Origin of the sequence: Vibrio frigidus (assembly GCF_042465995.1) — a bacterium.
Classification (GTDB): Bacteria; Pseudomonadota; Gammaproteobacteria; order Enterobacterales; family Vibrionaceae; genus Vibrio.
This window is the reverse complement of sequence record NZ_JBCDMC010000005.1, coordinates 304,559-327,261: the sequence shown is the minus strand read 5'-3', so window position 1 is coordinate 327,261 and position 22,703 is coordinate 304,559. Positions and strand designations below refer to the sequence as shown.

The following is a 22,703-nucleotide window of genomic DNA, read 5'->3' as shown; positions in this document are numbered from 1 at the left end:
AGCTATAAAATAAATGCTGCAAATAAGTGGGGGACGATAGTAATCCTAATAATATATCTTCGTATAGTTATATACAAAGAATGTTATTTATTTCATCAGTAAATTATTTAAAAAAATAGGCGCTTTATTATAAGCGCCTAATATACAACAATAAAGTCTAGTTAATATGAACTGACAAGCAGTAGTATGAATTCTATCTAAAAATGAAAGCGTGTATGTATCATCATCTGGCTACCATAAACGCCGTTATCTAATAGTGAGGCACCCAGTACGAGTTGTTGAGTGGAGTGGAAGCGAGCTCCGGCTTCCCACACAAGATGATTTTCGTTGTCATCAACCAACCAACCGATTTTTCCTTGTAGCTCCACATTATCGAGGAACCAAATACGTGTGCCAACATTAAACTCTGGAAGTATGTCATCACCGATAATATTGCTAGAATCGTCTTTAATATTATGAATCAACATTTGGCCTGTGACATCAACAAACTGGTTAACGGGGCCGTTGAAACCAACGCCGCCTGCGAAATCGTAATCGCCTTCAAATTCACTATCGGCACGAATAATAAAATGAGCATTTTCCATAAATTGCATGCTATAGGCTGCGCCAAAAGTTGCTGGGCCTGCTCCAACTCGGAAATCGAGAGCATTATAAGGAAAGTTGTTTGCAGAAGCAGACCCTATAGAAAGTAACAAAAGGCTAATAATTGAAAAAGCGCGAGCCGTGCTTAACATGGAAACTCCATTTACTGTTTAATTTAATTATCTAATTGCTAGCAAAACATATGCCAGAACTCGACTTCATAGCGGGATAGCTTGGTTTTGTAATGCTATTGACTCTATTTATGGTTATTAGGGTGTGTTGTTTTATTGACGTATTTTATTATATGACAACTATTTGACACATGAATGTCTCGCATGTCATTAAGTTGTCGTACGTTCAGGCATCAATGATTCATACTTTGCTCGTTCGCATGGAAATAAATGGGCTCATAAATTTTCATAATTAATTTAGACAGTTATATGTTGTTTAGATACTGTACAAACGACAACAGTAGGCTTAGCAATTGGTGGTGGAGTGAGGTACGTCGCACTTTAAATTGCTAACGATATGGTATTTTGATGCCTAGTTACCTTTTTTATGTTTCTAGAATAAGTAATACGTTCTATGGTGAAAATAAAATCGGCTCGGCAAAGTAAAGATGGTATGTAAATAGGGATAAATATGATTCGGTTGATAATTTTGTTGGGGTTATGCACGCTATTGCCACTAAAAGCGGCAATAGCGGCGGACAGCCTTAAAGTGTACGCCGCCGCGTCGATGACGAATGTTATTTCAGACTTAGCGAAAAGCTATTCTGATGAAACAGGTATTAGAATTGTAACGGTATTTGCTGGCTCATCGTCACTGGCAAGGCAAATAGAAAGTGGGGCTCCCGCTGACCTGTATATCTCTGCAAATAAAAAGTGGGTAGATTATTTGCTTGCTAAAGGTCTGATATCTCAGGAAGGTATTCGCGTTGTGGCTGAGAATGAACTTGTGTTGATTGCACCTCAATCTCATCCTCAGAAGTCGTTTGATTTTACCAGTACCGCGGTATGGAATGGTTTGCTATTAAATGAAAGGCTAGCCATTGGACAGCCCGAATCTGTACCTGCAGGGATCTATGCGAAGCAGTCGTTAACCAACCTAGCTGTTTGGGATACGGTTAAAACCAAAGTAGCACCGACAAGTTCAGTTCGCATTGCATTGGCGTTAGTAGAAAGAGGAGAAGCAACGTTAGGCATTGTATACAAAACGGATGCATTGATGAGTGAAAAGGTGACGATCGTAGACAGTTTCCCTAATACACTGCACGAACCAATTGTATACCCTATGGCGATCATGAATAATGACCTAGTGGTTAAGTCCTTTGCTGATTTTTTAGTCAGCGACCAAGCAAAGCAGGTATTCACACGATATGGATTTAAATAATTTTAGAAGTTCTCCGAAAGTGGAGTATAAATAAGTTGTCAGAGTTCGAGTTAGAAGCACTGTATTTAAGTCTGAAAATTGCCTCTATTGCCGTCATTGGACTCATTCCTATCGGGATAGGGTTGGCATGGTTACTTGCGAAGAAAGAATTTTATGGCAAGCAAATACTAGATAGTTTAATCCATCTTCCTCTGGTTTTACCGCCCGTCGTTATTGGATACCTTCTATTAATCGGGATGGGCAAACAAGGTGTTATCGGTGCATTTTTATGGGATACATTTGGTCTGTCATTTAGTTTCAGTTGGCGTGGGGCTGCGTTAGCCTCTGCTGTTGTTGCTTTACCGCTGATGGTTCGCGCCATTCGTTTAAGCCTGGAGAATGTTGACCCGAGGTTAGAACAAGCCGCTAGAACCCTCGGTGCAACACCTTTCAAGGTGTTTTATACCATCACTCTACCGCTCACATTACCCGGAGTCGTAACCGGTACCATGCTTTCATTTGCACGCAGCTTAGGTGAGTTCGGTGCAACGATAACTTTTGTTTCGAATATTCCAGGGGAAACCCAAACCCTACCATTAGCTATGTACAGTTTTATTGAAACACCCGGAGCAGAGTTTGCTGCTGCAAGGCTTTGCGTTATCTCAATTGTGGTTGCGTTGGTTTCATTGTTAATCTCAGATTGGTTGACGCGTCGGACTCAAAATCGTTTAGGTTATTCAAAAGTAAGATGATAGAAATTAAATTAAATCATAAACTTGGTGATATTGTTCTTGATATTGACCAGAGAATTCCGTCAACAGGAATCACGGCTATTTTTGGGCGTTCTGGTTCCGGAAAAACGTCACTTATTAACGCGATTTGTGGTTTGTACACACCTGATAAAGGGAAAATACAAGTTAGAGAGAAGGTGCTATTCGATCACGAAAATAAGGTCAATGTTGCAATAGAAAAGCGAAAAATTGGCTATGTTTTTCAAGACGCGAGGCTTTTTCCACATTATAGCGTGAAGGGAAACCTACTTTACGGTGTTCAAGATAAAGGTGACGGGAAGGGAAAGAACGAGCCGTCAGATTTTAGCCATGTCGTTGAGCTCCTTAACCTATCTCAGCTATTAAATCGTTTCCCAATTGATCTTTCCGGAGGTGAAAAACAGAGAGTAGCAATCGCTCGTGCTTTGCTTTCGAATCCAGACATGCTGTTGATGGATGAACCGCTAGCATCGTTAGATCTACCTCGTAAAAAAGAGGTAATGCCTTTCTTGGAAAAAATGGCTCAGGAAATCGAGATCCCCATCCTATATGTGACGCATAGTTTAAGTGAAATATTAAGGTTAGCTGACTATATTATTCTGATGGAACAAGGCGGGGTTGTGACCAGCGGTAGTTTAGAATCTGTTTGGGGTTCTGACGCAATGAAACCTTGGCAATCATCTTCTGAGCAAAGCTCACTTTTTGACGCCGTTATTAGCCAGCACCATAGCAAATATGCGTTGACAAAAGTACGATTAACCGAAGAAACATCAATGTGGGTTCAACTTTTAGACGAACCGGTAGGTACATCTATTCGATTGCAGATCCGAGCAAATGATGTTTCGATCACCATGAATAGGGCCACACAAACATCTATTCGAAATATATTGCCGGCGAAAATTGATCAGATTGACGTTATTGAAACAAAGGAAGGCAGTCACAATGTGTCGGTCACGCTCGATTTAGGCCATCAATGCCAACTCAAAGCGAATGTCACAAAGTGGGCATTTGACGATCTTAAACTTCGCACTGGTCAACAGGTCTATGCGCAGGTTAAAGGGGTAAGCGTGGCGCAAAAAGATATGACGATGAAACATGTCATCGCCAATGGATAATGAACATACATCCTGAGTGGATTAACTATTCTTAACTAAGTTTATCTATGTCGGCGTAACCTTTGGGCGGTGGTGTCCAACCTCTTTCTGTTCGCGCATGGTTGTCGGAGCGGTCATTATTCATTGCAGAACTGATCGCATTCTCAAGTTCTATAAATAATTTCTGATACGCGACATCATATTTGTCCTCTTCTGAGGCTTCTTTCCAAGTCGCAAACATCTTATCTGCACCAAGATTTTCAATCGCGACAAAAGCATTTTTTTGCTGCTCTACCTGAAATGGATGAAAGCCGACATCTTTAAGTGCTTGTTTACCGGCTTCTAAAGCAGAAAAATAGGTCTCCGAGATAATGGTGTCTGCGCCCGCTAATCGTAGCGCATATGAGTGGCCTCTATCGAACGCTCGGGCAATTATCTTAACGTTAGGGTAGGTATGTTTTACATACTCTACTAACTCTTTAACCGCTTCTTTATTGTCAATAGTAATAACGATAACGGTTGCTCGCTCTATTCCCGCGGTATGCAGTAAATCAGGCTTGGTGGCATCCCCAAAATAGCTTTTGATGTTGATCTTTCGTAGATTATCAATCTGGGTTGGTTCAATGTCCAACACCGTTGTTTTTACGTTATTAGCGCTTAGCAATCTTGTGACTATTTGGCCAAAACGTCCAACTCCAGCAATAATGACACTGCCTTCTGCGTCAATATTGTCAGGTTCTCGGTCGTTTTCATTTTTCTGATACCTAGGCAGTATTACTTTGTCGAATAATATGAATAATCCGGGTGTTAAGAACATAGAAAGTGCGACAACCAAAGAAAGTGTCTGCGCTATACCTTGCGGTAATACGTGATTCTGTACGGTAAAACTAAGTAAAACAAATCCGAACTCGCCCGCTTGGGCAAGACTCAAAGCAAATAACCAGCGATTGCTCTTTTTAATACGAAAAATAATGGCGAGTACAAAAAGCACTGTTCCTTTAAGTAACATTAAACCAATAGTTAGAGAGATAATCAGCATAAAATCACTGAATAGAACGTCAAAGTTAATTCCTGCTCCAACAGTAATAAAAAATAGACCGAGCAATAACCCTTTGAATGGCTCTATATTGGATTCTAGCTCATGCCTAAATTCACTGTTTGCTAACACTACGCCAGCCAGAAATGTACCTAATGCAGGAGACAAACCGACCAAACTCATTAAAGCCGCAATACCGATCACTAACATTAGCGAAGTGGCTGTAAATATTTCTCGTAAGCCAGATTTAGCCACGTATTTGAATAATGGACGGCTTAAGAAATGTCCTCCTACCACGACAACAGCAATAGAAAGAATGATGACTAATCCATAACCCCAGCTCGGTAAACCAGCAACTAAGCTAAGTTCATCGTGGTGTTCTGCCGCGTGTGAAACCATAGATTTGGCTGCTTCTACAAGCTCAGGTAAGGCGAGTAGAGGAACAAACGCCAACATGGGTATCACGGCAATATCTTGAAAGAGCAGTACAGAAAAGGCATTTCTTGCCCCTTCTGTTTTTTCTAGTCCTTTTTCGCTAAAGGTTTGTAAAACAATAGCGGTTGAAGATAAGGCAAAAACTAATCCGATGGTTAATGACACGGTCCAGCTAATATCGAACATCATGGCGATGCCCATAACCGCTGCCGTAGTCAATCCTACTTGAAGCCCCCCAAGGCCAATCAATTTGTTTCTCATCGCCCAGAGCATTTTTGGTTCTAGTTCTAAGCCAACGAGAAACAGCATCATCACCACTCCAAATTCAGCAACGTGCTGAATGGATGTCGTTTCGTCCCCCACTAAACCAATTATTGGCCCGATGACCACGCCAGCTATCAGATAGCCCAACACAGATCCTAAGCCTAATCGTTTCGCTAATGGCACCGCGATAACCGCAGCACTCAGGTAAATAAACGCTTGAAGGAAATAGCCTGTCATTCGTTAATCTCCGATGTCGCCCGGTGGGTTGACAAGTCTGCATTTGATCCTTTGACAAGATCGTCTAATTTTGTTCGCCATTGCTCTAAGTGGGCGTTCAATTTTCCTTCTTCAACGGCTGTTCTTGACCCAAATAAAGTGAAAGGCGGGAGATATGTCATATGGGTAAGATTTGCCATTTGCTCTAACGGGTACAACAGTTCTGAGATGGTGAAATGATTATAACCATCCTTTCGATAAGCCTCTTCCGGGCCACCCGCCGTTAGCGCGCACATGAATGATTTGTTCATTAGAGCGGTTCCGTCTTCTCCGTAAGCAAAACCATGTTCTAACACTAGGTCTTGCCACTCTTTAAGCATTGAGGGTGTTGAATACCAATAGAGTGGAAACTGGAAAACAATAATATCGTGGTTCTCCAATTGTTGTTGTTCTGCATCTATATCAATCTGAAAGGTCGGATACTGTGCGTAGAGGTCAATCGCGGTCACGCCCTTAACTTTCAATGCGCTTTCAAACATCGGTTTATTGATTTCTGAACGGCGTAAAGAAGGGTGCGCAAAAAGTAATAGGACTTTATTGTTCTCTGACGTCTCATCATTCATTTGAACTTCCGTTATGTATAAATTGGATAATGTGTTTAGTGTGTTATCAGGCTTTTTCATACCTAAATACCATAATAGTAGGGTTATAGAGTAATTGATATTGAGTCGCTAGCATTTGATTTTTTGATGTTTGTTTTGACAGAGTCTGCCCAATTAACAACCTATTTAGGAAGGGTATCTAGTCTGCAATGTAGATATATTTATACCGAAATAAATTCTCACTTATCAGTGAGGCTATATAAGCGTATACTTGTATATAATATATTGTATAAATGACAAGAATAAGTATACAGAGGAACAGATGACCAAGTACTACGCTGAAATAACCGGTTGGGGGAAATGTATCCCACCAGCGGTATTATCCAATGCTGATTTAAGCACTTTTATAGAAACCTCTGATGAGTGGATCCGTTCTAGAACGGGTATTGAGAACAGACGAATAAGCCATGTAAACACCTCAGAACTTGCGACAGTTGCCGCAAAACATGCCCTTGCATGCGCAGGTATAGAAGCGAAAGATCTTGATATCATCATTGTTGCAACCTGCTCGGCCGATTCTCTTATCCCAAATATAGCGTCTAAGGTTCAACAGAATCTTGGTGTCGTTGGTGCTGCCGCATTTGATTTGAACGCCGCATGTACTGGCTTTGTTTATGGGTTAGAAACAGCAACACGCTTGATTCAAGCGGGTAACTATAAAAATGCGTTGGTTATTGGCGCAGAAAGATTATCGTTTTTCATCGATTGGAGTCAACGAGATACGGCGGTTCTATTCGGAGACGGTGCAGGTGCTGCTGTTCTTAGTAGAACCGAGGAAAACGTTGGACTGCAAGAGGCGCTCATTGGATGTGACTCTGCTGGACGTGATATCTTATCGGTGCCAAAATTTGGTACTAGCATGGACCGTTTTGCTGCGAATAATGGCTACTTTGATTTTAATTTTGTCGGTCGTGATATTTTTAAACGCGCCGTTAAAGGAATGGGCGTTGCCGCTCAGACAGTATTGAAGCGCGCAGGGATGAGTACGCAGGATATTGATATTCTTATTCCTCATCAGGCGAATATTAGAATAATCCAAACGCTGGCAGATTTGGCTGGAATTTCTCAAGATAAAGCGTTTGTTAATATTCAGAACTACGGTAATACTTCAGCAGCGACCGTACCTATTGCTTTGTGTGAAGCGCTTGAACAAGGGCGTGTGAAACCAGGAGACAACATCTTGGTCGCCGCGTTTGGCGCCGGTTTGACCTGGGGGTCGGGTCTATTAAAATGGGGTCAAAGAGTGACGCCTATAGGCAGTAGTGATGCGGCGTTACCTGATTGCGATAAAACGGCACTAGAGCTTATTGAAAAACATAAAGATCACTGCTTTAATCGTCCGGAATAAAAAGAAAGTGTTATTAAAAAAGGAGCCTAAAGGCTCCTTTTTAACGTCAATGAGTTTTGTTTCCAAAATTAACAGATAGCGTTGTCGTTGATTAACTTTTTAGCCCATAGCCTTCACAACAGCAGTCACTCCCGTAATCACCATTTGCGTTCCTATGACAGCAAGTATTAGCCCCATTAGTCGAGTGACAATACTAAGACCACTTTTGCCTATTAATGCCAGAATGTTTGAGCTGAAAATAAAACAGAAGAAAGTAATAACGCATAAGACCGCAAATACCGAGACAGTGATTATTATCCCTGTAATCTCTCCTGAAGAGGAATAATTCATTGCCGTTGCAATGGTTCCTGGGCCTGCAAGAAGAGGTACGGCTAAAGGTGATACTGCTATGTCAGCGTCCTCATTGCCTTCAGAGGAGTGTAACTTGGAGTTATGCCCATTAAGCATTTGATATCCAACAAGAAATACCAATATCCCCCCAGTTATTCTTAATGCAGATATGGTGATACCAAATAGGTGAAAGATCACTTTTCCTAGTAGCGCAAAAGATAGAATGACAATAAATGTAATAATGAGTGCTTTCGCGGCAATTTTGATCTGCTCTGCTTTGCTTTTGTCTCCGACCAATCCAGCAAAGGCTGCAGTATTAGCGATCGGGTTCATAATCGCAAAAAAACCCAAGAAGATGGTCATCACTTGTGTATATAGATCATTCATTTGGCTACTATCCCTGCTGTTAATTCTAATCTTTGTAATTTGTGCACGAAAGTATACATTCCTAGAGTGGTAGAAATCACATGCATACTTATTCTAAACTTGTTGCAATACTGTCATATTCACTGTCAATGTGGCAAGATTGAATTAGGTTCAGTTATAAATACCATCAATACATTTAACAAAATTGAATAAAAATTACGGTATCGAACCAAATGTTTCATTTCGGAAATTGTGTGCATTGGGATATCAGGTGTTTATTTTTTTTGAGAAAGTTAAGGACTAAATGGCGTGACAGAGGTGAAGTTATATACGTTTCGGGCGCTTAGGACGAGGTAGTGAATATCGGTTCTATACAAGTCGTGTAGAGTATTTTGATTAAAATATTTGTGTCTACTTCTTGACCATGTATTTTATTTTTTATAGGTTAAATTTGAAAGATCAAATCGATGGTTAATCGCGGCAACGTTAGATATTTAAGGCGATACACTGTAATGGCAGTACTTGCACTGGCTTGCGTCGGTGCGTGGTGGCAATTGTCAAATTGGTACCACTCTTATTTATCAGAAGCACATTCAAGTAAAGTTCGTGTTGAGTTGGAAAGGTACGCATATGACTTGTCTGCAATTATACAATCTCGCGAAAACTTATTGAATGCACTTGCCTCTTATGTAGAAACTGACGTTGCTAATACGCCCAATCCCTCTTTTTATTCAGCGAAAAGGGCTGAAACATTTTTGATTGGATTATTTTCATCGACGGTTGGTGTTCGCAATTTTGCTATAGCGCCTGAAGGCCGTATTAATATGGTTTTTCCGTTAGTTGGTAATGAAGAAGCGTTAGGGCATGATCTTTTAAATGACCCCCATTTAGGTGTTAAAGATGTAACGTATCGTGCGATCAAGAGTCGAACCATTGCGTACTCAACCCCGTATGAATTGAGACAAGGTGGCCTTGGTGTTGTTCTCAGAAAAGCCGTTTACAGTCCGGATGGTTTTTGGGGAATAGTAAGTATGGTTATGGATGTTATACCGATTATTGAAGACGCAGGTTTAACGGCGAGCAGTGGTAACTTCAATATAGCAATACGAGATAACGAAGGGCGTATTTTCTTTGGTTCTACGTTGATCTTTGAGCAGTCTCCGCTTGTAAAGCAAGTTAATATGGCCGATGGGTATTGGGAGATAGCGGCAACGTCTATCACCAATAATTCTATCACCAATAAGGTGCTAACCTTTCAGGTTATCCTTGCGGGTTTTTTAATTCTTGTCTGTAGTTTAGGCTTTATCTTTTTTCCAAAGACAAACAAACAAATAACAACGATTGATTCTCCAAAGGTATTTTTTGAACAACTAACACATATACCAAGCGAGACAAAGCAAGAACATTCCGGCTCTCCTAGTCGACTTATTCCATTTTTGACTAGTTTAGCCATTATTACCTTGGTTCTGGGTTTTTATCGATTTGTTGAACAGAGTAATACGATTACTCAACAATACGATTTTACAAAAGCGCTCATAAAAACTAGTGAAGATATAGAACGTAAATTGGGAACTGATCGTGAATATTTACAGCTAATAGCAGAAGAATTATCACAGCAAAATCTCGATCCTATTTCCTTTCAAAAGAGGTTAACAAGTTACGTCAATGACCACCCTGGCCTAATTAATGTCACATGGTCGGATAGTGATTTCGTGATACGTCATACTGCACCAATGGAAGGAAATAGTCAGGTAATCGGGTTAAAACTCTTATTGCCTGAACCTAAGCGTGCATCTCGATTAGCATATAATAGCCGACAACCAGTATATACAAGGCCTTTTATTGTCATTCAGGGTAAACCAGCCTTTGAATTATACGTGCCAATATTTAATCAGAATCAATTTCTTGGCACATTGGGTGGTGTTTACTCTATCAATAAACTGATGGGTTCAATATTAAAGAGAGACCCGACTTTGTCTCATTATAAAATTGAAGTGTCAGATGCGATTGATAATGTTTTTTATCAAAACACATACAGTCAAAACAGCATTCGTTTATCAAAAGCCATTCCTTTAAAACCCGTAGGGGGGAATTTGTGGCTACGAGTGAGTTCTTTTCAGCAAGGGCCTAGTAATGACATGCGAATGTTAATGTTGTTCGCTTTTACGTTAGCATTTGGGTTAGTGGGGACGATATGGATTCAATACCGAGAAAGTTGTAAACACTGGAGGATCAGCAAGGAACTTCATCAAAGCCAGAAACATTTTTCTGCTGTTGCCACCGCGTCTCCTGTTGCTATCGTCATCATGAGTCAAACCACGGGACACATCTTATATGCCAATCACCAAGCCAATAAATTATTCAGTTTTTCAGGCGAATCAATTATTGGCTGGAATAGTGACGATTTATATATGAACCCTGAAGATCGACAGCTGTTATTTTGTTCTGTAAAAGAGCATGATCAGTTAGAAGGGCTTGAGCAACATATGAAAAAAGCGAATGGCGAACTATTGTGGACTTCAATTTCGTGTCGATTAGTTGCACATGCTGAAGAGGCGGTTTTAGTTGCCTGTATCATTGATCTTAGCGAAAGAAAGAAATATGAAGATCAGCTATACACTCAGGCTCATCATGACAATCTCACAGGGCTTCCTAATAGGAAGTTAGCCTTCGATAAGTTGGATCTCGCGTTAGCAAAAGCGGTGATTGAAAAAAATCATGTAGCATTACTCTACATCGATGTCGATCGATTCAAGAACATTAATGACTCTCTTGGCCATGTTGCAGGCGATCAACTCTTGATTGAATTGGCGAGTCGTCTTTCACGTTGCGTTCGGAGTAACGATACGGTCGCGCGCTTGGCGGGTGATGAATTCGCTATCATACTTCCAGAACAGGAGAGTAGTGAAGGAGCGAAGATAGTAGCAGAGAAAATTATCGAAGCTTGTTTACCTCTAGTGAGCGTTGGAGAAAGGAAAGTACCCATTAGCGTCAGTATTGGTATTACGTTATTTCCAGATGATGCTATTGATATTGAGCAGCTCATTAGAAGCGCAGACACCGCGATGTATCAAAGTAAAGCGGCAGGGCGCAATCAATTTTGTTTTTTCACTCCACAAATGCATGAGCAAGAAAATGAGTCACGCATGCTGGAGAAGTAGGTAAGAGAAGATTTAAATCGTCTTTGTTCTTAAGACGATAGTTACGGAGAATGGGAATAAGGGAGCGATTAGGCTCCCTTATTCGGTTTTAAGCTTTAGAGAACATCAATGTTCTGTAACCACCGATGAGATTACGTGCTTTGTAACCATTGTTGGCTAACTGACGATAAGCCACGTTGCCACGCAATCCTACGGCGCAAAGAATAATGATTTCTTTATCTTTAGGAAGCTCATTCATTCTAGGTCGAAGTTCATCCACTGGGATATTGATTGCACCTTCCAATGTTCCAAAGTTTTGGATTTCCATTGGCGTACGAACATCAAGAATTATCTGCTCATCTGTCAATGTCTCTAACTCATCGAAATGTATTGCTCTTGCATCACCATTTTCAATATTGTTAGCAACAAATGCCGCTTGGTTAATCACATCTTTCGCACTGCCAAACGGTGGCGCGTAAGTTAACTCAAGGTGCTGAAGTTGGTCGATAGTCATGCCCGCGCGCTGAGCAACCGCCATAATATCAATACGCTTATCTACGCCATCCTTACCTGCTGCTTGTGCACCAAGAATTTTCTTCGTCTCTGGGCAGTAAAGCATTTTAAACGAAACGATTTCCGCGCCAGGATAGTAGCTCGCATGGCTAGCGGTATGAACATAGACCTTTCTGTATGGAATATCTTCGCGCTTAAGTGTTTTTTCATTCTTACCTGTAGAAGCAATCGCTAGATCAAAAATTTTACAAATAGCGGTGCCCTGTGTTCCTTGATACGTTTGTTCTCGACCAAACATATTATCCGCCGCCATACGACCTTGACGGTTCGCGGGGCCAGCGAGTGGAACAACCGTCGGATTGCCAGTAATAAAGTCCGCTTCCTCGATTGCGTCACCGACAGCATAAATAGAAGGGTCACTACTTTGCATTGTCGGAGCCGTCCAGATTCCGCCCAATTCACCGATTCTAAGACCTGCATCTTGTGCCAGTTTGATTTCAGGACGTACACCAATAGCCATCACTAAGATTTCAGTCTGGACAGTTTCACCGTTGCTTAAAATAAGATCTAAGTGGCCTTGAATATGTGGATGGTCGTCTGTCTCACCACTTTCGATGGTTGGGACGTGAGGTTCTTGAATATATTCTACGGCTTCTAAGGCAACACCGAGACGAAGATCAACCCCTTTTTCTTTGATCTCAGCGTGAGCAAAGCCCGCCATTTCACGATCAACGGGTGTCATCACTTGGTCAGCAAGCTCAATCAATGTCGTTTTAATGCCTAGCTGATGAAACGCTTCCATCATCTCCAAACCTATAAAACCTCCGCCCACAACCGTCGCATGCTCGGGGCGGTTCATACGGATAGTGTTAAGGATTTTATCCATATCTGGAATATTACGCAGTGAATGGGTAATTGGATTCTTTATTCCAGGAATGGGGGGAACAATCGGACCTGCACCAGGGCTTAATACCAAGAAATCATAGTTTTCAGTATATTCTGAGTGGTCTAACACGTTCTTGATGGTAACGACTTTGTTTTCTTTATCGATACGGGTAACTTCGCTCATGGTACGAACATCTACATTGAATCGCGCTAGGAAGCTTTCTGGTGTCTGTAGGAGTAGGTTGCTTCTTTCGGTAATGTCACCACCGATATGGTATGGGAGACCACAATTAGCAAAAGATACAAACTCGCCACGTTCAAACATGATAATTTCAGCGTCTTCGCTTAAACGCCTTGCGCGTGCAGCGGCAGAAGCACCACCTGCAACGCCACCAATAATCACGATTTTAGTCATAGTATTCTCCAAAAATAAATTTGTGTCTCAGCTTTATCTAAGCCAAAAAATAAAGTATCAAATAATAAAAAGCTAAGAAAAAACAACTACACCCACTAATCTATGTAGACTTAGCGGGCAATAAATTATGCTTTCTTAGTTTCTTGTTACCCAACGTAGCATAAGTTCATAAAGACAAGACCTTTGGTACCTTTAACGAAAGGGTAATAAGGTTATTTACAACCTAATTTCTTCAAAATTGACGCCGCCGGACAGAATCCAGTGAAGGCACTTTGTAATAGGTTAAGGCCGGCAAAGACCGTTAACCATACAAATGCCGGATGTACAAAATAAGTTAAAATTACTGATAACAGAACCATGCTACCAGCCAATACTCTTATACCGCTATCTACCGTCATTTTCCTATCCTCAATAATGATTGCGTAATCACTATATTATTCTAATTTAGTAATGTCTAATGTTATTTTTATTTATTCAAGTAAACTAATTAAGAGTTGACTAATTTTCTTATATTAGTAAAATCTAAATAAGTGAATTAACTGACTGGAGCTGGCATGGAACTGATAAAAATGCAAAGTAACGCCGTTGAGATGTCTGAGTTGCTCAAGACGATGGCTCACCCAGAAAGATTAATGGTTCTCTGCCAACTAATGCAAGGAGAACTTGGTGCGGGTAGGCTGCAAGAACAGTCTTCTTTAAGTCAGTCCGCCTTTTCCCAACATTTGACCGTGTTACGTAAACACGGGTTGGTTAACGTAAGAAAAGAATCGCAACAAGTTTTTTATTCGCTATCAGATGAGAGAGTTGGTTCATTGATTGCGAGTCTGCATCAGATTTATTGTGTATAAATTGTAATTACTTTTAGAGGTAAAAAATGAGCTTTGCCATTCCTTGGGATTCGTTGTTCGGTGGTGTGCTATTAGGGATATCAGCCACTTTGTTGTTACTAATGAATGGGAAAATCGCTGGGATAAGCGGGATTCTAACTGGGCTCTTAACGCCCAAGTCAAAAGATTATTCTTGGCGGTTATTGTTTTTCGTAGGGATGATTTCAGGCGGCATGATAGGCGTTGCGTTTTTCGATGTACATATACCAACCGAATTCGCGGCGAGTGCAGGATTGATAGCGTTGGCTGGATTTTTAGTTGGTGTAGGGACCAAACTCGGAAATGGTTGCACAAGTGGACATGGCATTTGTGGAATGGGGCGATTGTCTTTACGTTCTGTTATTGCGACCGCTGTTTTTATGTTGGTTGCTGCGTTGACGGTGTTTGTACGTCTTCACCTACTGTAGTTTGGAGTTAGTATGTTTCGTTTCATTTCTCTTATCGCGGGTATTTTGTTTGGTCTTGGTATGGCGATATCTGGCATGGTAGACCCAGTTAACGTGATTGGATTTTTAGATGTGGCTGGTGAATGGTCACCGGATCTTATGTTTGTGATGGGAGGAGCACTTGCGGTGTTCTTGCCTTCCTATTTACTCTTTATTAAACCTCGTAGTAAACCGGTTCTAGCGGAGACATTCACCCTTAGCAATAGCTCTAAGGTAGATACTCGATTAGTTCTAGGCGCAGGTACGTTTGGACTTGGTTGGGGCTTGGTCGGGTTGTGTCCTGGTCCTGTTGTTTCATCACTCGCCGCTGGCAATGCTGGCGTGGTGATATTTTTCGCTACGATGATGGTTGGCCTTGGTACTGCTAATATTTTGATTTGCATCAACAAAAAGAAGTATTCTGACCCCCAAACGGTTTCGGGTAACTAGTATAAATAAGTAATGGTGTGATTAAACATCATAACAGTTGGTCTGTTTAGGAGGAAAGATGAAAAAGGACTTTAATGGTGGGTTTGTTCATAAGGTAATGAACAGTTTCTTTCCTCCGATATTAATTCTGCTTGCGCTCGCAATCGGGGTGGTATCGCTTGTGATGACGCCTAAGGAAGAAGACCCGCAGATTATCGTCCCAATGGCGGATGTTATCATTCAAGCACCGGGTCTAAGTGCCAAACAGGTTGAAAAGCAGGTCACCGAACCACTAGAAAAATTGTTAAGTCAAATAGACGGTGTTGAGTATGTCTATTCGACGTCTATGCGTGGTGCTGCTCAAGTTATCGTAAGGTATTACGTTGGTGAAGAGCGTGAGGATGCGTTAGTAAAGCTTTATAACAAGCTTTACGCGAATCAGGATAAGGTACCTGCGTCGGTTACTAGCTGGATAGTTAAGCCAGTAGAGATAGATGATGTACCCATTGTTGTCGCTGCACTTTACTCAACCAATCCTCAACAAATCGGTAGCTACGAATTACGTCGAATCGCACAACAAGCGACTCAAAGACTAAAAGCACTAGAAAGTACAAATGTGGTTGAAGTCATTGGCGGACAGTCTCGCATCGTCGAAATAGAGTTAAACAGCTCGGCGATGGCAAGTCGTAAAACCACTATAGATGATCTGCAGAATGCGTTTTCTGTTAGTCATAACAAACAAAATTCTGGACTAGTCCATCAGTCAGGGTTGGTGTACGAGCTCGAATCGGGACAATTTTTCACTAAGGCAGAAGAACTTGGTGAGCTGGTGGTAAATGTTGTGGACGGACGGCCAGTGTTTCTGCGCGATGTTGCTGTAATTTCAGATGGGCCGGAAGAAGCAACGGATGATACTTGGTTTCAATTTGGTTCTGCGAATGGAGAAATTAGCGAGACTTATCCTGCGGTCTATATCTCCGTCGCCAAGCAAAAAGGCTCTAACGCCGTAACCGTTGCTGAAAACGTGCTGCAAGAGTTTAATAACCTGAAACGGGAACAGTTACCGGAAGGTGTTGAACTCAGTATCATAAGAAATTACGGTCAAACGGCGGATGATAAGGTATCGAATCTTGTATCAAGCTTAGGTATTTCAATCCTTACTGTTGTCGTGTTTGTCGGTTTGTTCTTAAATTGGCGAAGCGCATTGGTAGTAGGTATTGCGATTCCAATCAGCTACGGTGCCGCGCTAGGAATGGACTTGGCGTTTGGTTACTCTATCAATCGCGTCACCTTGTTTGCTTTGATCCTCGCACTTGGCTTAATCGTTGATGACCCGATTGCCAGTATCGACAACATTGAGCGCTATCTAAAAAGAAAAGATCTTTCACGAACGAAAGCGATCGTTTTAGCTATGGCTGAAATTCGCAGCGCTTTACTTATGTCGACGGTCGCCATCGTGATTGTTTTTACTCCGATGTTCTTTATTACTGGCATGATGGGGCCATACATGGCGCCGCTCGCATTTAATGTGCCGATAAGCGTTGTTTTCAGCACCATAGTTGCCTTTATGATAACGCCATGGTTAGCGCGTAAAATATTACGAAGGGCAAGTGATGATGGCGCATATGATGTACAAACGACCCTATTGTATAAATGGTATAAAAAGCTGCTACACCCACTGCTGAATAACCGGCGCAATAGTTGGCTATTTTTGGGTCTTGTTGCGGTTCTCTTTGCGGGCGCAGCTCTGCTTCCGGTTTTAAGGCTGGTTCCTTTAAAGTTGCTTCCATATGACAACAAAAATGAGTTTCAACTCGTTGTAAATATGCCCGAACAGTCCAGTTTTGTTAATACATCAAACGCATTGCGAGATTTCTCGGGCTATCTGGTTAGCGTCCCTGAAGTTGTGTCAGTTTCTGCTTTTGCAGGGGTTGCATCTCCAATGGACTTTAACGGTATGGTTAGACATTACTTTATGCGCAGTCAATCTAATCAGGGTGAACTTCGTATTGTCCTTGCCGATAAAGATAGACGGGTCCAACAATCTCACGAGATAGTCACTCGATTAAGAAATGATATCGAGCTTATTGCAGCCAAGCATTTCGCCGATATTCAATTGGTCGAGGTCCCACCAGGCCCACCTGTGATTGCCACCATCACGGCGGAGGTGTATGGAGAAGAGACGACCAGTTACGACGAGCTCCAACAACAAGCCTTGAAAGTGGCGGAAAGATTAGAACGAGAGGAATTTGTCTCGGAAGTCGATACCTCTATTCAAGGTGAATTTGAGACGTGGCAATTCGTCGTTGATAGAGAAAAGGCCGCTCTGTCAGGAATATCGGTGTACGACATTAACGAAACGATTCGTGCTGCCAATCAAGGTTTTGTATTAGGACACCTACAAGCTGAACGGGAAATCAATCCTTTGCCAGTAAAGGTAAGGTTGGCAAAACATAATCGTGACGACTTGAATAAGTTAACCGCACTTTATGTACGAGGGCGGGCTGGTATCGCTAAGAATGAAGTTCATGGTGCTTTGGTCGATGCTCCTCAACCTTTGGTACAGGTTTCTGAATTGGGCACGTTCGTAAAACAAGCTGTTGAACAGCCTATAAACCACAAAAATTTAAAACCTGTCGTTTACGTTTATGCAGAATCGGCCGGTAGGGTACCCGGTGGAATTGTTGCCGATGTGATGTCCGATAGAGATGCAGAAACGTTAAACGAACGAAACCCTGTCAGCACGCGACATTATCTAAATAATGGTGCAGGCGATGGTTGGTCAGTGGAACCCGGTACCATCATCGTTTGGAGCGGGGAAGGTGAATGGAAAATAACGGTAGACGTGTTCATTGATCTTGGTATTGCGTACGGTGCAGCGTTATTAGGTGTGTTTGTTGTTATGCTCATTCAAACCGGTCTTCCAGCGGTATCTGGTATTATTATGCTCGCGATTCCGTTGACCGTCATCGGCATCATGCCTGGGTTTTGGTTACTCAACGTGTTCAGTGACGATATCAATGGCTACCCAAATCCGGCACTTTTTACCGCGACGGCGATGATAGGAATGATCGCCTTGGCCGGTATCGTCGTGCGGAACTCACTTGTGCTGATCGAGTTTATCCAACAATCACTAGCGGAAGGTAAAGCGCTAACCGATGCGCTTATTGAGTCTGGAGCGGTTCGTATGAGACCAATTTTGCTTACGGCAGGTACAACGCTATTGGGTAATATCGTTATTACTCTCGACCCCATTTTTAATGGTTTAGCATGGGCGATTATATTCGGTATAACGGCCTCAACCGTATTTACTTTGTTGGTCATCCCCGTGGTTTATAATCTCGCGTATCGCGATGTAAAAGGACATGGTTTACCCATTCAAGAAGAGGAAGAAGCATGAAGAAGTCAAAGATCTTATTGGGTTTAGCCCTATTCTTTATATTGGGATTGTTGTTTCTATATATGGCCGGTTTTTTTACCACGAAGTTACCAGAGCAAGGGTTAAGACACTCGGCTGATTATCCTCAAATAGAATCCGTTGCAATTGTGTCGCAATCGATGCCGATCAGTTATGAGTTCACCGGTACTGTGGCGGCGGATCAAAAGGCAATTATATCTGCGCGACTAACCGCTAAGGTAGCGGAAGTCCTCGTTAATGTCGGATCGGTTGTGAAGCAAGGTGATGTATTAATGAGGTTAGAAAGCCGAGACCTCGACGCGAGAGTAAAGCAAACAGAACAGGCTTTATCGTCTGCTCAGGCAATATTGAATGCGGCACGTAAAGAATATCGACGAGTAAAAGAACTGGTTAGTAAGAAGCTTCTATCTCAATCTCAGTTTGACAAAACAGAAAGCGATCTTAAAACGGCGCAAGCTTCATTTAAGCAAGCAGAAGCGGCAGTGGTTGAAGCCGAGACGACCTTTGGCTTTAGTATGATAACGGCGCCTTTTGATGGGCTTATTACTCAGAAGAATGTGAATATGGGGGATACGGCCTCTCCGGGTATGCAATTGTTGAGTATGTATAACCCTGAAAAGCTTCAGCTACAGGTCAATATCTCAGAAGCTCAAATTAGAGATGTCCACCTTGGTTCCAGTTTGGCTTATCATTTGCCAACGTACGATATTGAAGGAAAAGGCGACGTTGTCGAGATCTCACCCGCAGCAGACAATAGTTCGCGAAGTTTTGTCGTGAAGCTAGAGATGGATACCACCTCTCTAGTGTATCCCGGAGTCTATGGCAAAGTTGTGCTGTCAAGTGGCGAGCAGTCGGTGCTTATTCTTCCTGAAAATACGGTATATCAAGTTGGTCAATTAGATTATGTGAAAGTAATTCAAGAGGGTGTTATCCACAATCGTTTGGTTCAACTTGGAGACCACAATCAAGTGAGAAAAGGTGTTTCGAGTGGTGATAATTTGGTTGTTGATCCGCTAAATTATAAATAGAAACAAATAGCAAGTTGATTTTCTAGCGAACAATAAAAAAAGAGAAAGGTCCGAAGACGGGCCTTTCTCTTTTTTTATTGTTCTAATTTGTTTCGAAATGTGTTTATGCATCCAAATTTTCATTCTAGGTCAAAAAAATCGTTAATTTTGAATTCTTTTATTTACTTTCGTTTGATTGCGATCAAAAATAAAAGAAGGATTACGAAATGAGAGATCGGAAATGAAAAGTATTGTAGCTAGACACAAAAATGGTGAACACATAGGGATATATTCCGTTTGTTCCGCTCACCCGCTAGTAATAGAAGCGACGTTAAGATATGAACTTAATACTGATAACAAAGTGTTAATAGAAGCGACGTCGAATCAGGTAAATCAGTTTGGTGGCTACACGGGTATGAAACCGGTAGATTTCTACAAATTTGTAAATGAGATTGCGAAACAAGTCGGTTTTGATAAAGACAGAATAATACTTGGTGGTGATCACCTTGGCCCTAACTGCTGGCAGAAAGAACCAGCTGCAGAGGCAATGGAAAAGTCGAAAGTCTTAATTAGAGACTACGTAAAAGCAGGGTTTAGTAAGATTCATTTAGACGCATCAATGTCGTGTGCTGATGACCCGGTTCCTTTGGAGCCAGTAGTGGTTGCTCAACGAGCTGCGATTCTATGTGAGGTAGCAGAACAAGCCGCAAGTGATGAACTTAAAAAGCGTTTAACCTACGTTATCGGTACAGAAGTCCCCGTCCCTGGTGGCGAAAAAGAAGCCATTAATTCTGTGCATGTTACTACTGTAAAGGATGCAGAGAACACGGTAACCACGCATGTCGACGCTTTCAAAGCGAGAGGAATAGAAGAGGCGTTATCGAGGGTCGTCGGTATTGTAGTTCAACCTGGAGTTGAATTCGATCATTCGAGTGTTATTCATTATAAACCTGAAGAAGCGAAAGACTTATCACTGTATATCGAAAGTACAGATTTCATTTACGAAGCCCATTCAACGGATTATCAGACAAAAGAAGCATTTAGAGAGCTAGTGAGAGACCATTATGCCATCTTAAAAGTGGGACCTGCAGTGACGTTTGCGCTTAGAGAAGCGGTGTTTGCTTTGGCTGATATTGAAGAAGAATTAGTGGCTTCTGAAGCGAAGAGTCACATTAAAGACGTGATTCACGAAGTACTGTTAGATGACCAAACCTATTGGAAAAACTATTATAGTGAAACACACTCTAAAGCAATGGTTGATTTAAACTATAGCCTTTCAGACAGGGTGCGTTATTACTGGACTAATCCTAGAATAATTCGCGCAATGGATAGCCTAATTACCAATTTAGAAACGTTAGAAATACCACTTGGTATGTTAAGTCAATACCTTCCTGAACAGTATAAAAAAGTAGTAGCAAGTGAACTCGACTCCAATCCAAAATCACTCATGATGAGCAAGATTCAAGGTGTTCTGGATGATTACTCTTACGGATGCAATTGAGCCTAACTCTGTTAATACGTAAACAATAAAAACCCCCGTCAAGCTCTGATTGACGGGGGTTTTATTTTATTTGAATTGGCTAACGTAAGTTTCTACTTGTTGATGGTATTCATTATACAGCTCGCGATAGTATTCGTGTTGTGCTTGGTCAGGAATCGCCATCATGTGCGAATCTAGAGTGACACTGTCACGTGCAATATCCTCTATGGTCGTCTTGATACCATTCTCATTGCAAAAAGCCCACTTAGCCTGCATTGCGGCCCCTAGAGCGCCAGCTTCACTGGCTGCTGGAACGTTAACGATTAGTCCCGTGACATCTGCGATTATCTGTCGCCATGTTTGGCTATTCGAACCACCACCAATGAGAGACACCGAATCAAAGCTTAAGCCTGCGTCAGACAATACCTCAACCCCTTTGGCGAGATTATAGGTTACGCCCTCTACGGCCGCTCTAAGCAGATTTTGTTGGGTTAAATTATCACCAGTTAAACCAAAAATTGCTCCCTTAGCTTTGGGAACATTAGGTAACCTAGCACCGGACAAATAAGGCATGACAGCGATGCCTTGTGAACTCGGCGATACAGAGGCTATCATTTGCTCGAAGGTTGAAATGTTCGCCTTCAGCAGATCTCTAAATGCGGTTGTAGCGCTTGTCACATTCATGGTGCTAGCAAGAGGTAAATAGCCATTTGTTGAAGAACAAAAGGCATTAAGGTCAGGGTAATCGACACTCTCAATCTGTTGCTTTGTGTGCGAATAGACGGTACCTGAAGTCCCTAAGCTCATGGTTAGAAGTCCCGTACCAACATTACCGGTTCCTATAGCTGCCATCATATTATCGCCACCACCACTGGAAACAATAACGTTTGGAGAGAGGCCAAGCTCCGCGGCTAGTGATGTTCTTATCGTACCGTGAGCTGCTTGAGAGGGGATCAGCTCGGGTAATCGACATCCGTCAGGTAGACCGACCATGTCAACAACTTGCTTACTCCATGTCTTGCTGTTTGTATCTAGCAAACCAGAACCCGATGCATCTCCTGCTTCTGTCACGTAGTTACCCGTGAACCAATAGTTGATGTAATCGTGAGGTAACATAATCTTAGCTATTCTTTCGAAATCTTGTGGTTTTTCGTTTTTTGTCCATAACAATTTCGCAATGGTAAATGCGACCGGTACATTGATACCGATTGTTTCTGCGAAGTTAATCTTGTTTGATGACACAAACTGGTCAAGTAAATCCGTTGGCTCAGTATCACACCATAGCTTAGCTGGTCGAATAACTTGGTCTTTATTATCTAAGATAACCAGCCCATGTTGTTGTCCTGACACACCAATAGCATCAATGGTTTTTCGGTCTACACGTCTGTTGTTTTCACCTGTATTTGCAAAGGCTTTATCCATTGCAATTACGAGCGCATTTAGCCACCAGTCTACCTGTTGTTCTTTTTTACCACTGTCATTACTGATAAGGGGATAGGTTTCATATCCAACGCCTAAGAGATCACTCTTACCATCCCATATCGCTACTTTTATTCCTTGAGTTCCACAATCTATACCGATATACACCTTTTGACTCCTTGCGAATTACTTTTAAAAGAAAGCACACGAA

18 protein-coding genes are annotated in these 22,703 nt (G+C 41.8%); 11 read left to right on the top strand and 7 right to left on the bottom strand.

Annotation, left to right across the window (positions count from 1 at the left end; all coding sequences use genetic code 11):
- Positions 1 to 197 precede the first annotated feature (197 nt).
- Positions 198 to 734, bottom strand: coding sequence for a hypothetical protein (locus AACW90_RS11000; RefSeq protein WP_390234225.1), 537 nt, complete (start codon positions 732 to 734; stop codon positions 198 to 200).
- Between the two features lie 490 nt (positions 735 to 1,224).
- On the opposite strand from AACW90_RS11000, the gene modA reads away from it, so the two are divergent.
- From modA to modC, 3 genes are read left to right on the top strand one after another with little or no spacing between them, the layout of a single operon-like run.
- Positions 1,225 to 1,974: a molybdate ABC transporter substrate-binding protein gene (gene modA, locus AACW90_RS10995; protein WP_390234222.1), complete on the top strand. Its 750-nt coding sequence runs from the start codon at positions 1,225 to 1,227 to the stop codon at positions 1,972 to 1,974.
- Positions 1,975 to 2,000: 26 nt separating this feature from the next.
- Positions 2,001 to 2,705, top strand: a complete 705-nt coding sequence (gene modB / locus AACW90_RS10990; RefSeq protein ID WP_390234351.1) for a molybdate ABC transporter permease subunit — start codon at positions 2,001 to 2,003, stop codon at positions 2,703 to 2,705.
- Positions 2,702 to 3,838 carry a molybdenum ABC transporter ATP-binding protein ModC gene (gene modC, locus AACW90_RS10985; RefSeq protein WP_390234219.1) on the top strand — a complete coding sequence of 379 codons (1,137 nt, stop codon included), beginning with the start codon at positions 2,702 to 2,704 and terminating at the stop codon, positions 3,836 to 3,838. The genes modB and modC overlap by 4 nt, the downstream gene beginning before the upstream one ends.
- Before the next feature lie 31 nt (positions 3,839 to 3,869).
- Here modC and AACW90_RS10980 read toward each other — a convergent pair whose 3' ends face one another.
- Together AACW90_RS10980 and AACW90_RS10975 are read right to left on the bottom strand one after the other, a co-directional pair.
- Positions 3,870 to 5,789, bottom strand: a complete 1,920-nt coding sequence (locus AACW90_RS10980; protein WP_390234217.1) for a monovalent cation:proton antiporter-2 (CPA2) family protein — start codon at positions 5,787 to 5,789, stop codon at positions 3,870 to 3,872.
- Positions 5,786 to 6,391: an NAD(P)H-dependent oxidoreductase gene (locus AACW90_RS10975; protein WP_390234348.1), complete on the bottom strand. Its 606-nt coding sequence runs from the start codon at positions 6,389 to 6,391 to the stop codon at positions 5,786 to 5,788. The genes AACW90_RS10980 and AACW90_RS10975 overlap by 4 nt, the downstream gene beginning before the upstream one ends.
- A 301-nt stretch (positions 6,392 to 6,692) precedes the next feature.
- Between AACW90_RS10975 and AACW90_RS10970 the strand changes: the two genes are divergently transcribed.
- Entirely contained in the window at positions 6,693 to 7,778 is a 1,086-nt protein-coding gene (locus AACW90_RS10970; RefSeq protein ID WP_390234214.1) for a ketoacyl-ACP synthase III, read from the top strand.
- Positions 7,779 to 7,877: 99 nt separating this feature from the next.
- Here AACW90_RS10970 and AACW90_RS10965 read toward each other — a convergent pair whose 3' ends face one another.
- A complete protein-coding gene (locus AACW90_RS10965) occupies positions 7,878 to 8,495 on the bottom strand; it encodes a MarC family protein (RefSeq protein ID WP_390234211.1) in 618 nt (205 codons plus the stop codon).
- A gap of 491 nt (positions 8,496 to 8,986) precedes the next feature.
- Here AACW90_RS10965 and AACW90_RS10960 point away from each other — a divergent pair, with 491 nt between their 5' ends.
- Positions 8,987 to 11,635 carry a diguanylate cyclase domain-containing protein gene (locus tag AACW90_RS10960; protein ID WP_390234209.1) on the top strand — a complete coding sequence of 883 codons (2,649 nt, stop codon included), beginning with the start codon at positions 8,987 to 8,989 and terminating at the stop codon, positions 11,633 to 11,635.
- Positions 11,636 to 11,723: 88 nt separating this feature from the next.
- Here the strand turns inward: AACW90_RS10960 and AACW90_RS10955 are convergent, their stop codons facing one another.
- Together AACW90_RS10955 and AACW90_RS10950 are read right to left on the bottom strand one after the other, a co-directional pair.
- Entirely contained in the window at positions 11,724 to 13,427 is a 1,704-nt protein-coding gene (locus AACW90_RS10955) for an FAD-dependent oxidoreductase (RefSeq protein ID WP_390234206.1), read from the bottom strand.
- Positions 13,428 to 13,639: 212 nt separating this feature from the next.
- Positions 13,640 to 13,825: a YgaP family membrane protein gene (locus AACW90_RS10950; RefSeq protein WP_390234203.1), complete on the bottom strand. Its 186-nt coding sequence runs from the start codon at positions 13,823 to 13,825 to the stop codon at positions 13,640 to 13,642.
- 156 nt (positions 13,826 to 13,981) lie between these two features.
- Here AACW90_RS10950 and AACW90_RS10945 point away from each other — a divergent pair, with 156 nt between their 5' ends.
- The 6 genes from AACW90_RS10945 to gatZ all read left to right on the top strand — a co-directional run bounded on the left by AACW90_RS10945 (position 13,982) and on the right by gatZ (position 21,094).
- Positions 13,982 to 14,275, top strand: coding sequence for a metalloregulator ArsR/SmtB family transcription factor (locus AACW90_RS10945; protein WP_390234201.1), 294 nt, complete (start codon positions 13,982 to 13,984; stop codon positions 14,273 to 14,275).
- A gap of 26 nt (positions 14,276 to 14,301) precedes the next feature.
- Positions 14,302 to 14,721, top strand: coding sequence for a YeeE/YedE family protein (locus AACW90_RS10940; RefSeq protein WP_390234198.1), 420 nt, complete (start codon positions 14,302 to 14,304; stop codon positions 14,719 to 14,721).
- A gap of 12 nt (positions 14,722 to 14,733) precedes the next feature.
- Positions 14,734 to 15,189 carry a DUF6691 family protein gene (locus AACW90_RS10935; RefSeq protein ID WP_390234195.1) on the top strand — a complete coding sequence of 152 codons (456 nt, stop codon included), beginning with the start codon at positions 14,734 to 14,736 and terminating at the stop codon, positions 15,187 to 15,189.
- Between the two features lie 58 nt (positions 15,190 to 15,247).
- Positions 15,248 to 18,568, top strand: a complete 3,321-nt coding sequence (locus AACW90_RS10930; protein WP_390234192.1) for an efflux RND transporter permease subunit — start codon at positions 15,248 to 15,250, stop codon at positions 18,566 to 18,568.
- Complete coding sequence (locus AACW90_RS10925; RefSeq protein ID WP_390234189.1) at positions 18,565 to 19,614, top strand: efflux RND transporter periplasmic adaptor subunit; 1,050 nt, start codon at positions 18,565 to 18,567, stop codon at positions 19,612 to 19,614. Before AACW90_RS10930 ends, AACW90_RS10925 begins: the two co-directional genes overlap by 4 nt.
- A gap of 220 nt (positions 19,615 to 19,834) precedes the next feature.
- Positions 19,835 to 21,094: a tagatose-bisphosphate aldolase subunit GatZ gene (gene gatZ, locus AACW90_RS10920; protein WP_390234187.1), complete on the top strand. Its 1,260-nt coding sequence runs from the start codon at positions 19,835 to 19,837 to the stop codon at positions 21,092 to 21,094.
- A gap of 66 nt (positions 21,095 to 21,160) precedes the next feature.
- On the opposite strand, the gene xylB is transcribed toward gatZ, so the two are convergent.
- Positions 21,161 to 22,660 carry a xylulokinase gene (gene xylB / locus AACW90_RS10915; protein WP_390234184.1) on the bottom strand — a complete coding sequence of 500 codons (1,500 nt, stop codon included), beginning with the start codon at positions 22,658 to 22,660 and terminating at the stop codon, positions 21,161 to 21,163.
- Positions 22,661 to 22,703: the final 43 nt, after the last annotated feature.